We start from the raw sequence: 15600 nt of genomic DNA, 5'->3' as shown, positions 1-15600 counted from the left end.
AAACCGGAAATTTCTGTATTAAAGGGACGCTCCATGCAAGCTGCCAATCCACGTCGTGGGTACATTCTGGGCCTGAGTGCTTACGTCATCTGGGGGCTGTTCCCCATCTACTTCAAAGCCATCGCCGCCGTTCCGGCCATCGAGATCATCATCCACCGCGCGCTCTGGTCAGCGCTCTTCGGCTCGATAGTGCTGATGTTCTGGAAACACCCCGGCTGGTGGCGCGACCTGCGCAACAACCCGCAACGGCTGGCCGTGCTGGCGCTGAGCGGCACGCTGATCGCCAGCAACTGGATCATCTACGTCTGGGCAGTGAACAACGGACGCATGCTGGAGGCCAGCCTCGGGTATTACATCAACCCACTGGTCAACGTGCTGCTCGCAATGTTGCTGCTGGGCGAACGCCTCAGACGCCTGCAAATGCTGGCGGTCGCCTTCGCCGCGATGGGTGTCGCACAGCAGGTCTGGCACGTTGGCAGCCTGCCGTGGGTGTCGCTGGCACTGCCGTTGACCTTCGCGTTCTACGGGCTGATCCGTAAAAAAGCACCGGTCGCCGCCCTGCCCGGCCTGGTGGTGGAAACCTGGATGCTCGTGCCGCTGGCGCTGATCTGGCTCGCGTTGAACCCGATGGCCGTAAGCGCGCAACCGGAATTCTGGACCACCACGCAAGCCATCTGGCTCGCCGCCGCCGGCCCGGTCACGCTGGTACCGCTGGTGTGCTTCAACGCCGCCGCTCGCCATTTGCCTTTCACCACCCTGGGCTTCCTGCAATACATCGCGCCTACACTGGTTCTGCTACTGGCTGTGCTGCTGTATGGCGAACACCTGACCACCAGCACCATCATCACCTTCGCTTTCATCTGGACGGGGCTGGCCATCTACAGTGTGGATATCTGGCTGAAATCCCGCGGCCGCAGCTGATCAAAAAACACACAGATCCTCGCAGGCCACGTCGACCGTGGCCTGCAAGAGGTTCTCCAAGGGTTATCCACAGGCAGACTCACCTTATCTGTGCACAAGCCCTTGAACCTGCTGGTTTTTTGATCAGATCCCGCGAAGCCGCAGCTGATATGGCGCGCAAGGCTATTCCCCCAGGTTATCCACAGGCAGGTGCACGATTAACTTGGATAACCCGAAAATTATTACTCCTTTGTCCCCAGCACCAGCTCGACCATCAAATCATCCGCCAGGGTCTCCAGCGCCATCTGCAGGTCATCCAGTGACAAGTCCTGCGGGACGCCCAACACTGCTTCGGCATGGAACAGCAGTTCGCTGCTCATGGGCGCAGGGGCTACGTCGGTGATCAGGTGTTCGACGTTGACGCCCTGCCCGGCCAGCAAGCGGGTGATGTCGCGCACGATGCCGGGGCGGTCGTTGCCGACCAGTTCCATGCTGATCAAGCGGGTAGTATCGGACGTCTCGACCACGCTCTCAGCCAATAACATGCGGATGCCATGAGCTGACAGGCCGTTCAGGGCATTGATCAGATCGTCATACTTTTCTGCCTCGACGCCTACCTTGAGAATCCCGGCAAATTGCCCGGCCATGCGCGACATGCGGCTTTCCAGCCAGTTGCCGCCATGCTCGGCAATGCACTGCGAGATGCGTTCGACCTGACCCGGTTTGTCGGGAGCAACCAGCGTTACGACGAGATGATCCACGGTCAATTCCTCTTTCTGCACAGGTGATTTGGAGACAGCGTCGGTCTTACCAGTATAGGCATGCCCGAGGGGCAGCTCGCTCGCGGTAAATCGTGTACCGTTTGCCACGCTTTATGGAACAATCCTGAGCGCTTTTGGGAACACGGTGAATATCATCGTGACCCGATATGAATATCCGGTCGTTTAGTGACATATTCAGCGACGTTTTCACGCGAAGGCAGCTCATGTAGTATCCCGAATCGCGCACTACATGGCACCAAGATCAATAACAGAGCGCTCCCCGAGTGTGCTCGACCCTGCTGAGCAGAGTGAGGCAAGTGCAATGACTGAGTACGTTCAAGTCGGTGACCTGCAAGTCGCCAGAGTCCTGTTCGACTTCGTGCAGAACGAAGCCACCCCCGGAACCGGCGTCGATGCCACTGCGTTCTGGACCGGTGCGGACAAACTGATCCACGACCTTGCGCCAAAGAACAAGGCACTGCTCGCCAGACGTGACGAGTTACAGGCGAAAATCGACGCCTGGCACCAGTCGCATGCCGGACAGGCTCACGACGCCTCGGCCTACAAAGCCTTCCTTCAGGAGATCGGCTACCTGCTGCCAGAAGCAGCGGACTTCCAGATCACCACGCAAAACGTCGATGAAGAAATCGCCACCATGGCCGGCCCGCAACTGGTTGTGCCGGTGATGAACGCCCGGTTCGCACTCAATGCGTCGAACGCCCGCTGGGGTTCGCTGTATGACGCGCTCTACGGTACTGACGCCATCAGCGAAGCAGGCGGCGCGGAAAAAGGTAAAGGCTATAACAAGGTGCGTGGCGACAAGGTGATCGCTTTCGCTCGCGCCTTTCTCGATCAGGCTGCGCCTCTGGCAGCAGGTTCACATGCAGACTCGACGGCTTACAAGCTGATCGACGGCAAGCTGGTCGTCAGTCTCAAGGGTGGCAGCAATACCGGCCTGCACGATGACGCCCAACTGGTCGGCTTTCAAGGCGATGCCCTAGCACCGTTTGCCTTGCTGCTTAAGCACAACGGCCTGCACTTCGAACTGCAGATCGACGCCGCCAGCCCGGTCGGGCAGACCGATCCGGCAGGCGTGAAAGACATTCTCATGGAGGCCGCGCTGACCACCATCATGGACTGCGAAGACTCCATCGCCGCCGTCGATGCCGACGACAAAGTGGTTGTCTACCGCAACTGGCTGGGCCTTATGAAAGGCGATCTGGCCGAATCGGTATCCAAGGGCGGTGAAACCTTTACCCGCACCATGAACCCGGACCGCGTCTACACCACGCCAGAGGGCGGCGAAGTCACCCTGCACGGGCGCTCGCTGTTGTTCATTCGCAACGTGGGTCACCTGATGACCATCGATGCGATCCTCGACAAGCATGGCAATGAAGTGCCGGAAGGCATTCTCGATGGCCTGCTGACCAGCCTCGCCGCGATCCACAACCTCAAGGGCAACAACTCGCGCTGCAACAGCCGCAGCGGCTCGATGTACATCGTCAAACCGAAGATGCACGGCCCGGAGGAAGCTGCATTCACCAACGAACTTTTCGAGCGTATCGAGCAGGTACTGGGCTTGCCGCGTAACACTTTGAAGGTCGGGATCATGGACGAGGAGCGCCGCACCACGGTCAACCTCAAAGCCTGCATTCAGGCCGCCAGCGAGCGTGTGGTGTTCATCAACACCGGCTTCCTCGACCGCACCGGTGACGAAATCCATACCTCCATGGAAGCGGGTCCGGTGGTGCGCAAGGCACAGATGAAAGCCGAGAAGTGGATCACTGCCTACGAGAACTCCAACGTCGACATCGGCCTGAAATGCGGCCTGCAAGGTCGCGCACAGATCGGCAAAGGCATGTGGGCCATGCCGGACCTGATGGCGGCGATGCTGGAGCAGAAAATCGCTCATCCACTGGCGGGTGCAAACACGGCCTGGGTCCCCTCACCTACGGCCGCTGCGTTGCACGCCCTGCATTATCACAAGGTCGACGTGTTCGCCCGGCAGGCCGAACTGGCACAGCGCGAGCAAGCCTCGGTGGATGACATTCTGACCATTCCGCTTGCGCCAAACACTGACTGGACGCCGGAAGAAATCCAGAACGAACTGGACAACAACGCGCAGGGCATTCTTGGCTATGTAGTGCGCTGGATCGATCAGGGGGTGGGGTGTTCGAAAGTGCCGGACATCAACGACATCGGCCTGATGGAAGACCGCGCCACGCTGCGTATCTCCAGCCAGCACATGGCCAACTGGCTGCGTCATGGTGTCGTCAGCGAAACTCAGGTGCTTGAGAGTCTCAAGCGCATGGCTCCGGTGGTGGATCGCCAGAACGCCAACGACCCGCTGTATCGCCCGCTGGCACCGGACTTCGACAGCAACATCGCCTTCCAGGCGGCGGTCGAACTGGTCATCGAAGGCACCCGACAGCCTAATGGCTATACCGAGCCGGTACTGCACCGTCGCCGTCGAGAGTTCAAGGCCATCAACGGCCTGTAACGCGTCGCACACCCTCGTTGCAGGTTCTGGTCCTTGAAGGACCAGAACCTGCAACGGCTCACCGCCTCAGTTCATCCCCAACTCCCGCTTGACCAGCTTCACCAACTGCCTGGTATTGAGCGGTTTGAGAAGGAAGTCCACCACGTTCAGGTGCATGGCATCGATGGCATCTCGCACATTGGCGTCGCCGGAAACGATGATGATCGGCAGTTCGGCGCGGTCCGACTCACGAACCTTGCGAATCAGATCAAGCCCGTCAAAAGGAGCCATCCGCAAGTCGGTGATCAGCAGTCCAATGGACTGACGCGAGTGGATCATCTGCAGCGCAGTATCGCCACCGGGCGCGGTCATGCAGCTGATGTCATTGAGGCTCAGAATTTCGGCCAACAGTTCGCGCGCGTCGCTGTCGTCATCGACGATCAGGACCCGTTGCGGGGCGCTGCGGTCGGGCGTGAGCATGACCTCATGGAGGGCATCGCGCTCATCGTCGCTCAGAATATCGTGGTCAATCATTGCAGTCTCATCATTCCCTGAACTAATCCGACAGCAGATACGGGTCAATCTGCGATGCATTTCGTCGGCATCCTGGCCAATCTTCGCTCGCAATCCATTGCGCTCGTCAAATCAGTTATGCCGCAACCGGCACGGCGGTGTCACCGGGTTCAAGGTAAGACTTACGTCCAATGGGCACCTGGCTGCAAGCGGCCGACCATGAGCACCAATAACAAGAACGCGGAACAGGCCATGAGCAAGGCAGATGCTTTCACCCAGGCAGGCAAGACAGCCGTGCTGCAGAACATACACGGCACCATGCAGTTTCTGCAAAAATTCCCGCCATTCAATCAGATGGAAAACGCTCATCTGGCGTATCTGGTCGAGCAGTGTCAGCTGCGGTTCTACGCTGGCGGTGAAAGCATCATCAAGCCTGGCGACGGACCGGTGGAGCACTTTTACATCGTCAAGCAGGGGCGCATCGTCGGCGAGCGTCCGCATTCTGCCAAAGGCGTTACGGAAACGACATTTGAAATAACCACGGGCGAGTGTTTTCCGCTCGCCGCACTGTTGGGCGAGCGTGCCACTCGCACCGAGCATCTGGCTGCCGAGGACACCTTCTGCCTGCAGTTGAACAAGCAGGCATTCATCAAACTGTTCGCACTCTCCACAACCTTTCGCGACTTTGCCCTGCGCGGTGTCAGCAGCCTGCTAGATCAAGTCAATCAACAGGTCCAGCAGCGCGCCGTCGAAACCCTCGGCACGCAGTACTCTCTGAACACCCGGCTGGGTGAACTTGCCATGCGCCATCCGGTGATGTGCAGCCCGGAAACGCCCATGCGCGACGCCGTGAAGCTGATGCATGAGCAGCAAGTCGGCAGCATCGTGATTGTCGACGAGCGGCAGGCGCCGCTGGGTATCTTTACCCTGCGCGACCTGCGTGAGGCGGTTGCCGATGTGAATGCCGACTTCAGCGCACCGGTCAGTCACACCATGAGCCTGTCACCGTTCCACCTGAGCCCCGACGCCAGTGCGTTCGACGCAGCCATCGCCATGACCGGTCGTCATATCGCCCACGTGTGCCTGGTTCGGGACGGACGCTTGTGCGGCGTGGTGTCGGAGCGGGACCTGTTTTCCCTGCAACGGGTCGACCTGGTGCACCTGGCGCGGACCATTCGCAACGCGCCACGCATCGAAGCGCTCGCCGGCTTGCGGGGCGATATAGTCCAGTTGGTTGATCGCATGCTCGCCCATGGCGCGTCTTCGACCCAGATAACCCAGATCATCACCCTGCTCAACGACCACACCGTATGCCGGGTAATAGAGCTGACGCTTGCAGAGAAAGGCGATCCCGGCATCGCATTCAGCTGGCTGTGCTTTGGCAGCGAAGGCCGTCGCGAGCAGACGCTGCATACCGATCAGGACAACGGCATTCTGTTCGAAGCGCGTGATGCAGCCGAGGCAGAGCAGATTCGCAAAGTATTGCTGCCGATTGCCGAACGCATCAATCAGAGCCTGGCGCAGTGCGGTTTTACCCTGTGCAAGGGCAACATCATGGCCGGCAATCCCGACCTGTGCCTGTCCCGACTCGAATGGTCACAGCGCTTCTCGACGTTTATTCGCGAGGCGACGCCGGAGAACCTGCTGGCCTCGAGTATCTATTTCGATCTGCGCGTGGTCTGGGGGGATGAAAGCGGCTGCGAGCAACTGCGCCGCGGCATTCTTGATCAGGTCGCAGACAATCGGCTGTTCCAGCGCATGATGGCCGACAACGCATTGCGCCAGCGTCCGCCAGTGGGTCGCTTCAAGGATTTCGTGCTGGCCCGCAAAGGCAGTGAAAAGGATACGCTGGACCTCAAGGTCGAAGGCCTGACGCCCTTCGTCGACGGTGCGCGCCTGCTGGCGCTGGCCAACGGTATTGGCGTCAACAACACGCAGGAACGTCTGCGCCAGTTAGTCGAGCGTGAGGTTATCGACCCGCTGGATGGCGCCGCGTATGAGGAGGCCTATCACTTCATTCAGCAGACCCGCATGCAGCAACACCAACTGCAGAGTCGCCAGAATCTGGCTTATTCCAACCGTATCGACCCCGACACACTCAACCATCTGGACCGGCGCATTCTGCGCGAATCGTTTCGCCAGGCGCAGCGATTGCAAACCAGCCTGACCCTGCGTTATCAACTATGAATCTGTTCGAATGGCTCAAACCACGGCCGAAAAAGACACCTTTGCACGCGCATCAGCTGGATCGTCTCGAACGACTGCCGGTTTGCGCGAAGCTCAGCGCCACGTCACTGCGTGAACAGCGCTGGGTAGTGCTGGACCTGGAAACCAGCGGCCTGAACATGAACCGTGATCAGGTGCTGTCCATTGGTGCGGTGGTGATTGAAGACGGCGCCATTGATCTGGGCCAGCAGTTCGAGCGCACCCTGTTGCGCGTCGACCACAAGGTCAGTCCGGCCGTTCTGATTCACGGGCTGGCGCCCAGTGCGATTGCCGCCGGCAGTGAGCCGGTCGAAGCCTTGCTGGACTTCATGGAGTTCGTCGGTGACAGCCCGATTCTCGGCTTTCATGCGCCATTCGATCAGCACATGCTGTCACGCGCCTTGAAAGAAAGCCTGGGCTATCGCTTGCAGCATCCGTTTTTCGACGCCGCCGAAATAGCCCCGATGCTATGCGAGCACGCCAACCTGCGTCATGCAGGGCTGGATGGCTGGACCCGTTTCTTTGGTCTGCATGCCGAAGAGCGTCACCACGCCAGCGCCGATGCGCTGGTCACCGCAGAACTGGCGCTGATCCTGTTCAGCCACGCCCGTCGTCAGCAGATCGACAGCCCCTTGCGGCTGGAGGAAGCACTCGGGCAATGGCGCAGGCGCAGACAGTCGCACTCGTTCTGATTGCGACTGCGTCAGCGCCTCACGTTCAGTTCGGGGCGATGGTCTTGGCGATCACATCCACCGTCGCTTCGACCTGCTCCCGGTAGCGCTTGAGTTCGACCTTGTGCAGTTGCTCCAGCTCGATCTGCTGCGAACAAAGGTTCAGCGCGGCGAGGACCAGTAGACGATCACCGATCAACGTCGGGTATTTACGCTTGGTGTCGGCCAGCGATGCATTGAGCATCGCCGCGGCCTTCATGAGGGTCAGGTCTTCGCCAGCCGGCGCCTTGACCGAGTACTCATTACCCAGAATGGTGAGAACGGTTACCCCGCTGCCATCGACGTTCATGCGCCGACAGCACTTGCGCTGGTCGCGCGATCAACCAGTGCCTGGATGCGCGCGGCAGTACTGCCATGCTTCTCTTCCTGCTCCATCAGACTCAGTTGCAAGTTCTCGTTCTCGTCCTTGGCTTTTGCCAGCTCGGCACCGAGCTGTGCATTTGTTTCCTGAAGGGCCTGATTCTGCTGTACCAGATCGCCGACAAGTTGTTCCAATTGGCTAAGGGAGGCTTCCAACATTTTGATTTCTCGAGCAAATTTCAACGGGCGCGTACGATAAAGAAAAGTCGTTGCGCATACCAGCGCTCACCGCTCTGTCATCACATCGACACATCGATAACGTAGACGCGTAGGGGGCTTGTGACTCCTTATTCGGTATCCGGTTCCTGCTGTTCGTCAGACCGTCTGAAACTGCGACAAATGCGCGCAGCCATTGGGCGGACTGCCATCGCGAAAAAAGCCCCCGCCCCGTCTTTTCAATGGGTTGCGCCAGATCCGCGAAAGAAATGAAGAAATCGTCATGATTAAGGCACATGCGATACGTGCCTATCGGCTCAAGACTTCAGTCGCACGTCCGATAGGCACCCCACTTACGGCTTTATCCCCGTCTCTAAATCGCATGGAACGCGTCAATGACCCTGGAAGCTTTCTATGTCCTTGCGAAATATGAACATCGCGCCCCGAGCGTTTCTTGGATTTGCCATGATCGGCACCCTCATGCTGATTCTGGGCGTCTTTGCACTGTCACAGATGAGCAAGATCCGCAGCGCAACCGAAGTGCTGGCCGACAGCAATGTACCCAGTATTAAAAGCCTCGATCGCTTCGCTGAAGTCAGTATTCGCCTGCGGGTGCTGTCCTACCGATTGCTGGTCAACCGCGATCCGGAAACCCAGCAGAAAACCATCGAGCTGATGGCGATGCGCAACAAGCAGATCACCGACGCTCAGGCCATTTACGAGAAGCTGATCAGCACTTCCGACGAGCGCGATCTCTATAGCCAGTACGTGCAGTTGCTGGGCCAGTATCGCCAGCTTGAAGACCGCCTGAAAACGCTGACCCGCGCGAACAACATCGACGAATTGCAGGGCTTGCTCAATAACGAAATGGTCAGCAACTCCGACCAGATGAACGTTGTGCTGCGCAAGCTGGTGGATATCAATACGGCGCAGTTGAATGCGGTCAAAGAACAGGCCTCCATCGAGTATGACTCGGCATTCAACATGGTGATCGGACTGCTGATCGCAGCCACCCTGCTGACCCTGGTGTTTGCCTGGATGCTGATCAAAAGTATTACCACGCCGATCGCCACCGCGCTGCTTGCGGCGGAGACCATCGCGCAAGGCAACCTGACCCGGCCGATCAGTATCGACGGTACCGATGAAGCCGGTCGTCTGCTGCTGGCCATGAAGACCATGCAGGACAAGCTGCGCGATACCTTGCAGGGTATTTCCGGCTCGGCCACGCAACTGGCCTCGGCAGCCGAAGAGCTGAATGCCGTTACTGACGAAAGCGCACGCGGGCTGGTGCAGCAGAACGATGAAATAGAACAGGCAGCCACCGCGGTCAACCAGATGACCAGCGCCGTGGAAGAAGTGGCGCGCAACGCCACCAGCACCTCGCAGGCATCGCGCAGCGCGGCGACCTCTGCAGGCGATGGCCGCGACCTGGTGCAGGAAACCGTCAGCGCCATCGAGCGCATGAGTGGCGACGTGCAAGGCACTGCCGAGCTGATCATCAGCCTGGCCAATGAGTCGCGTGATATCGGCAAGGTGCTCGACGTGATTCGCGGCCTGGCCGACCAGACCAACCTGCTGGCATTGAACGCCGCCATCGAAGCTGCACGCGCCGGTGAAGCAGGACGTGGCTTTGCCGTCGTCGCCGACGAAGTCCGTGCCCTGGCCCACCGCACCCAGCAATCGACCAGCGAAATCGAACGCATGATCAGCAGCATTCAGACCGGCACGGAACAGGCCGTCAGCTCGATGCGCAACAGCACCGAACGCGCCGAATCGACGCTGAACATCGCCAAGGGCGCGGGCCAGGCACTGAACACCATCAACAGCGCCGTCGAAGAGATCAACGAACGCAACATGGTCATCGCCAGCGCCGCCGAAGAGCAGGCACAGGTCGCCCGTGAAGTGGACCGCAACCTGGTCAACATCCGCGACCTGTCGGCACAATCCACCAACGGCGCCAACCAGACCAGCGCAGCCAGCACCGAGCTGTCACGCCTGGCAATCGACCTCAACGGCATGGTTTCGCGCTTCGCGCTTTGATTACAGACAGGTACATGACTCTCGTGCCAATGCTCCGCGTTGGCATGCAGTTCTGGACGCTCTGCGTCCCCTTGGCGACGCAGTGCGTCGCGAAATGCATTCCCACGCTGGAGCGTGCGGAACGATGATCGCAACTATCGTGAGACGCTCTGCGTCGCATGCCTTTCTGGACGCTCCGCGTCCTCTTGCGACGCAGAGCGTCGAGAACTGCATTCCCACGCTGGAGCGTGCGGAATGATGACCGCAAGTATCGTGCGACGCTCTGCGTCGCATGCCTTTCCGGACGCTCCGCGTCCTCTTGACGATGCTGGGCGGCTACAGCCTCACACTCGCAAACGTCGACTCATTACGCGCCTGACTCAGTGCCGACATCGGCCCGGACAACGGGGCGAGCACCAGGGCCTGCGGGATTGGCATCATGGCGACCTGCTGTGCGGTGTTGGAGCCTACGCGCTCATCACGTGGCGGGATGCCAAAGTATTCGCGATAGCATTTGGAGAAGTGTGGCGTCGACACGAAGCCGCACACCGAGGCCACTTCGATGATCGACATTGGTGTCTGCTTGAGCAGCTGTCGGGCGCGAATCAGGCGCAGTTTCAGGTAGTAGCGCGATGGCGAACAGTGCAGGTATTTCTGGAACAGCCGCTCCAGCTGCCTGCGCGAAACGGCGACATACACAGCCAGCTCGTCAAGATCGATCGGCTCTTCAAGATTGGCTTCCATCAGCGCCACGATTTCCTGCAGCTTCGGCTGATTGGTACCCAGCATGTGCTTGAGCGGCACGCGCTGGTGGTCCTGTTCGTTACGAATGCGCTCGTAGACGAACATCTCGGAAATGGCTGCCGACAACTCGCGCCCATGATCACGACTGATCAGGTGCAGCATCATGTCCAGTGGTGCGGTGCCGCCTGAACTGGTGAAACGGTTGCGGTCCAGCGTGAACAGCCGGGTGCTCATCGACACTCGCGGAAAGGCTTCCTGCATCGACGCCAGACATTCCCAATGCACACTGCACTCGAAACCGTCCAGCAAACCCGCGCACGCCAGCGCCCAACTGCCGGTGCACACGGCGCCCAGACGACGCGACTGACGTGCCTGGCTCTGGAGCCAGCTGACATGTTCACGCGTGACGGAGCGCTGGATACCGACACCGCCACAGACGATGACCGTGTCGAGCAAAGGCGCCTTGTGCATCGCCGCATCCGGCGTGATCTGCAGACCATCGCTGGCCCACACCTGACCGCCGTCGAGACTCAGCGTGGTCCAGCGATACAGCTCGCGGCCCGACAACTGGTTGGCCATGCGCAGGGGTTCTACCGCCGATGCGAGGGAGATCAGCGTGAAGTTATCCAGCAGCAGAAAGCCGATGGACTGTGGCGCGCGGTTCTGGGGTTGAGTCCCTTGATTGAACGATGTCATCACACTATCTCCTCTCATATGGCAATGGTTGGCCCCAGAACAGGCTCTTCTTGTAGCCCCCGTTGCTGCAGAGCTTTGTAATGACATCGCAAATCCCATGCCGGAATTTGATCGCTCATTCAAGAACATCTGAAAACGACGTCGCGAAGCGTCTAACCGGCTGCGACCCACGTACCTGTTTGCGACAGCCAGGCCTCCGCATGCGCAGTTCGATGAGCAGTTCGGTAGCACTTGACGGAAACGACCAAGGGGTCTTCGCACGCCAAGTGATACTCAATGCACATCCCGGGAAAAGCCTGCAAAGGACAGGCGTTCGCGCTAAAAAGTGGCGGCCTGCCGAGCGCGTGATCGAAAAGCGCGCAGCCACCAAAAATGGCACCCGACATGGCGTGACCACTGCCGGATCCGACCCGATAATGAACTTGTCGGCGTTACTCCCCTCCAAAACACCGCGTTCGCGCAGGCTCCGACCTGCCAACCGACCGCTGCCGACCTGCGCAGCGACTGTGTAACGTACTGGCCGTTTTTTCGCAGTTCCGACACTGCAACCGGGCGTGCGTACGATGCAACGAATCTGTAAGCGACCTTGCGCGCACTGGATACGACGCCTCCTGCACTGGATACGACGCCCCCTGTAGGCGTTTGATTTTCCCTGTTACATGATCGGTTCCGACTCGATCGCCAGGCGCAGTGATGGAGCTTCGCGAAAAGCCTCGCCAACCCATAAGCCGCGTCAGCGTTCACCTGCTGATGACTAGAAGAAACTCACAGGAGTCCACCCCATGAAAGGTTCCAAATCGTTGCTGTTGGCCGCCACGCTCTGTATGCCGGTGCTAGCCCAGGCAGCCGAGCCAGAGGCCTGTCATACGGTCAACTTCTCCGACGTAGGCTGGACTGACATTACCGTCACCACTGCGGTAACCAGCGCCGTACTCGAGTCACTGGGTTACAAGACCAAGACCACCATGATCTCAGTACCGGTGACCTACAAGTCGCTGGCCGACGGCAAGAACATGGACGTGTTCCTCGGCAACTGGATGCCGACCATGGAAAACGACATCAAGCCCTATCGCGAAGCAGGGACCGTCGAAACCGTGCGTGCCAATCTGGAGAACGCCAAGTACACCCTAGCAGTGCCGGAAGCGCTCTACGACAAAGGCCTGCATGACTTCGCCGACATCGCCAAATTCAAGAAGGAACTGGGCGGCAAGATCTACGGGATCGAGCCTGGCAACGACGGCAATCGCCTGATCCAGAGCATGATCGACAAGAACGCCTTCGGCCTCAAAGACGCAGGCTTCAAGGTCGTTGAATCCAGTGAAGCCGCAATGCTTTCGCAGGTCGACCGCGCCGTGAAACGCAAGAACGATGTGGTGTTCCTCGGTTGGGAACCGCACCCGATGAACACCCGCTTCAAGATGAAATATCTGACTGGCGGCGATGACTTCTTCGGCCCCAACTATGGCCAAGCGACGATCTACACCAACACCCGCAAAGGCTACAGTCAGGAGTGCAGCAACGTAGGACAGTTGCTCAAGAACCTGTCCTTCACGCTGAACATGGAAAGCACCCTGATGGGTAACGTACTGGACGACAAAATGAAGCCTGATGCCGCCGCCAAGGCGTGGATCAAGAAAAACCCGCAAGTACTCGACACCTGGCTCGCAGGCGTGACCACCGTCGATGGCAAACCAGGCCTGGAGGCAGCCAAAGCCAAGTTGACCCAGTAAGCCGACAGCAGGCGGGGCTGACCCGCCTGCTGCCCTCTTCACCTTCCGCAAGCGGACACCCGAAATCATGCTGACTGACCATAAAATCCCTCTGGGCGAGTACATCGCCGCATTTGTCGATTGGTTGACGGCCAATGGCGCCGACTACTTCGACGCAATAGCCTCGACACTGGAAATGATGATCCACGGGTTCACTTTCGCGCTGACCTGGTTCAATCCATTCGTACTGATCGGCCTTATCGCCGCCCTCGCGCACTTCATCCAGCGCAAGTGGGGCCTGACGGTTTTCGTCATCCTTTCGTTTCTGTTGATCCTCAACCTGCATTATTGGCAGGAGACCATGGAAACCCTGGCGCAAGTGCTCTTCGCCACGCTGGTCTGTGTCGTCATCGGCGTGCCGCTTGGCATCATTGCCGCGCACAAGCCGCTGTTCTACACCATCATCCGGCCGTTACTCGACCTGATGCAGACCGTGCCCACCTTCGTCTATCTGATTCCGACACTCACGCTGTTCGGTCTGGGCGTGGTACCCGGCCTGATATCGACGGTGGTTTTCGCCATTGCCGCGCCGATTCGCCTGACCTACCTGGGTATCCGCGATGTACCTCAGGAGCTGCTGGATGCCGGCAAGGCGTTCGGCTCGTCACGCCGCCAGTTGCTGACGCGCATTGAACTGCCTTACGCGATGCCCAGCATTGCCGCCGGGATTACCCAGTGCATCATGCTGTCGTTATCGATGGTGGTCATCGCGGCCCTGGTCGGCGCCGACGGCCTGGGCAAGCCGGTAGTCAATGCGCTGAACACGGCCGACATCGCGCTCGGTTTCGAAGCCGGTCTGGCAATCGTATTGCTGGCCATCATGCTCGACCGCATCTGCAAACAACCCGAAGCCAAGGTAGGGTCCGACGCATGAGTATCATCAAATTCGACAAGGTAGACGTCATCTTCTCCAAGGATCCGCGTGAAGCCCTCAAGCTGCTCGACGAAGGCCTCACGCGTGATCAGATCCTCAAGAAAACCGGACAGATCGTCGGTGTCGAGAACGCCAGTCTGGACATCGAAAAGGGCGAAATCTGCGTCCTGATGGGCCTTTCGGGCTCCGGCAAATCCAGCCTGTTGCGCTGTATCAACGGTCTCAATACCGTCAGCCGCGGCTCACTGTTCGTCGAGCATGAAGGCTCGCAGATCAACATCGCCAACTGCAGCGCAGCCGAACTGAAAATGATGCGCACCAAACGCATCGCCATGGTGTTCCAGAAATTCGCCCTGATGCCCTGGCTGACGGTGCGCGAGAACATCAGCTTCGGTCTGGAGATGCAGGGCCGCCCCGAAAAGGAACGGCGCAAGCTGGTGGATGAAAAACTCGAGCTGGTGGGCCTGACCCAGTGGCGCAACAAGAAGCCCGACGAGCTGTCTGGCGGCATGCAGCAGCGAGTGGGCCTGGCGCGGGCACTGGCGATGGACGCCGACATCCTGCTGATGGACGAACCGTTCTCGGCGCTCGACCCCCTGATCCGCCAGGGTTTGCAGGACGAACTGCTGGCCCTGCAAACCAAACTGAGCAAGACCATTGTGTTCGTCAGCCACGATCTGGATGAAGCACTGAAGCTCGGTAGCCGGATTGCCATCATGAAGGACGGCCGTATCGTTCAATACAGCGTGCCGGAACAGATTGTTCTCAATCCGGCAGATGAATACGTGCGCACCTTCGTTGCACACACCAACCCGCTCAACGTGCTGTGCGGTCGCAGCCTGATGCGCACCGTCGACGAGTGCACCCACGTCAACGGCTCGGTGTGCCTGGACCCGAGCGGCGACTCATGGCTCGATCTGGCCGAAGGCAACGTGATCAAGGGTGCGCGGCAAGGTGCCACCGCCCTTGACCTGCAGAACTGGACCCCCGGTCAGGACGTCGCCACTCTGGATAGACGCCCGACGCTTGTGCATTCCAACATCGGCATGCGCGACGCGTTGCAGATCCGTTACCAGACCGGCAACAAACTGGTCCTGCAGGACGGCAATAAAGTGGTCGGCATTCTGGGTGATACCGAGCTGTATCACGCATTGCTGGGCAAAAACCACGGCTGACAAGGCCTCAAGCCGACAAGCCCGCTCCGCCGCGCTGGACTCATACAGCCGGGAGCGGGCTTTTTTTCGTCCGCAGCCTGTCACCCGGGCAACTCCCCTTCGGCTATTTCTGCTCCCTCAGCCGCCATGTCGTAAACGCACCTTTGTGTGGCGTCCATAGGCATTTGGCGTCTTCGGTCCAGCCCTACCATCGCTCTCAGAGGGCTCTGTTCCGCCCG

At 59.3% G+C, this 15600-nt stretch carries 13 protein-coding genes; 8 read left to right on the top strand and 5 right to left on the bottom strand.

Features of this window, described 5'->3' with window-relative positions; all coding sequences use genetic code 11:
• Nucleotides 1–33: 33 nt before the first annotated feature.
• A complete protein-coding gene (rarD, locus tag JOE33_RS16210; RefSeq protein WP_010435578.1) occupies nucleotides 34–921 on the top strand; it encodes an EamA family transporter RarD in 888 nt (295 codons plus the stop codon).
• A gap of 221 nt (nucleotides 922–1142) precedes the next feature.
• Here the strand turns inward: rarD and JOE33_RS16205 are convergent, their stop codons facing one another.
• The gene (locus JOE33_RS16205) at nucleotides 1143–1661 is read right to left on the bottom strand and encodes an ACT domain-containing protein (protein ID WP_010435576.1); all 519 of its coding nucleotides are present in this window, start codon (nucleotides 1659–1661) and stop codon (nucleotides 1143–1145) included.
• Nucleotides 1662–1983: 322 nt separating this feature from the next.
• Here JOE33_RS16205 and JOE33_RS16200 point away from each other — a divergent pair, with 322 nt between their 5' ends.
• Nucleotides 1984–4161: a malate synthase G gene (locus JOE33_RS16200; protein WP_122695058.1), complete on the top strand. Its 2178-nt coding sequence runs from the start codon at nucleotides 1984–1986 to the stop codon at nucleotides 4159–4161.
• A gap of 66 nt (nucleotides 4162–4227) precedes the next feature.
• On the opposite strand, the gene JOE33_RS16195 is transcribed toward JOE33_RS16200, so the two are convergent.
• Nucleotides 4228–4674 carry a response regulator gene (locus JOE33_RS16195; protein WP_010435570.1) on the bottom strand — a complete coding sequence of 149 codons (447 nt, stop codon included), beginning with the start codon at nucleotides 4672–4674 and terminating at the stop codon, nucleotides 4228–4230.
• A gap of 231 nt (nucleotides 4675–4905) precedes the next feature.
• Between JOE33_RS16195 and JOE33_RS16190 the strand changes: the two genes are divergently transcribed.
• Both JOE33_RS16190 and JOE33_RS16185 read left to right on the top strand, forming a co-directional pair.
• Nucleotides 4906–6840, top strand: coding sequence for a DUF294 nucleotidyltransferase-like domain-containing protein (locus tag JOE33_RS16190; RefSeq protein ID WP_032611846.1), 1935 nt, complete (start codon nucleotides 4906–4908; stop codon nucleotides 6838–6840).
• Nucleotides 6837–7550 carry a 3'-5' exonuclease gene (locus JOE33_RS16185; RefSeq protein WP_122528875.1) on the top strand — a complete coding sequence of 238 codons (714 nt, stop codon included), beginning with the start codon at nucleotides 6837–6839 and terminating at the stop codon, nucleotides 7548–7550. The genes JOE33_RS16190 and JOE33_RS16185 overlap by 4 nt, the downstream gene beginning before the upstream one ends.
• A 25-nt stretch (nucleotides 7551–7575) precedes the next feature.
• Here the strand turns inward: JOE33_RS16185 and JOE33_RS16180 are convergent, their stop codons facing one another.
• Nucleotides 7576–7878, bottom strand: coding sequence for a cell division protein ZapA (locus tag JOE33_RS16180; RefSeq protein WP_003316170.1), 303 nt, complete (start codon nucleotides 7876–7878; stop codon nucleotides 7576–7578).
• Nucleotides 7875–8108, bottom strand: coding sequence for a hypothetical protein (locus JOE33_RS16175; protein ID WP_003316169.1), 234 nt, complete (start codon nucleotides 8106–8108; stop codon nucleotides 7875–7877). The genes JOE33_RS16180 and JOE33_RS16175 overlap by 4 nt, the downstream gene beginning before the upstream one ends.
• Nucleotides 8109–8519: 411 nt before the next feature.
• Here JOE33_RS16175 and JOE33_RS16170 point away from each other — a divergent pair, with 411 nt between their 5' ends.
• Nucleotides 8520–10145 (top strand): methyl-accepting chemotaxis protein, encoded by a 1626-nt coding sequence (locus tag JOE33_RS16170; protein ID WP_010435565.1) that lies wholly within the window; start codon nucleotides 8520–8522, stop codon nucleotides 10143–10145.
• 315 nt (nucleotides 10146–10460) lie between these two features.
• On the opposite strand, the gene JOE33_RS16165 is transcribed toward JOE33_RS16170, so the two are convergent.
• On the bottom strand, nucleotides 10461–11564 hold the full coding sequence (locus tag JOE33_RS16165) for a GlxA family transcriptional regulator (RefSeq protein ID WP_010435885.1): 1104 nt from the start codon (nucleotides 11562–11564) through the stop codon (nucleotides 10461–10463).
• 782 nt (nucleotides 11565–12346) lie between these two features.
• Between JOE33_RS16165 and JOE33_RS16160 the strand changes: the two genes are divergently transcribed.
• The 3 genes from JOE33_RS16160 to choV all read left to right on the top strand — a co-directional run bounded on the left by JOE33_RS16160 (nucleotide 12347) and on the right by choV (nucleotide 15382).
• Complete coding sequence (locus JOE33_RS16160) at nucleotides 12347–13294, top strand: choline ABC transporter substrate-binding protein (protein WP_010407068.1); 948 nt, start codon at nucleotides 12347–12349, stop codon at nucleotides 13292–13294.
• A gap of 64 nt (nucleotides 13295–13358) precedes the next feature.
• Nucleotides 13359–14207 (top strand): choline ABC transporter permease subunit, encoded by an 849-nt coding sequence (gene choW / locus JOE33_RS16155; protein ID WP_170846044.1) that lies wholly within the window; start codon nucleotides 13359–13361, stop codon nucleotides 14205–14207.
• A complete protein-coding gene (choV, locus tag JOE33_RS16150; RefSeq protein WP_003420013.1) occupies nucleotides 14204–15382 on the top strand; it encodes a choline ABC transporter ATP-binding protein in 1179 nt (392 codons plus the stop codon). The genes choW and choV overlap by 4 nt, the downstream gene beginning before the upstream one ends.
• Nucleotides 15383–15600 lie beyond the last annotated feature (218 nt).

The sequence above is a fragment of the Pseudomonas sp. PvP027 genome (assembly GCF_017833005.1).
Lineage (GTDB): Bacteria > Pseudomonadota > Gammaproteobacteria > Pseudomonadales > Pseudomonadaceae > Aquipseudomonas > Aquipseudomonas congelans.
Note: the sequence above shows the minus strand (reverse complement) of the source record. Positions and strands in the feature narration are given on the sequence as shown.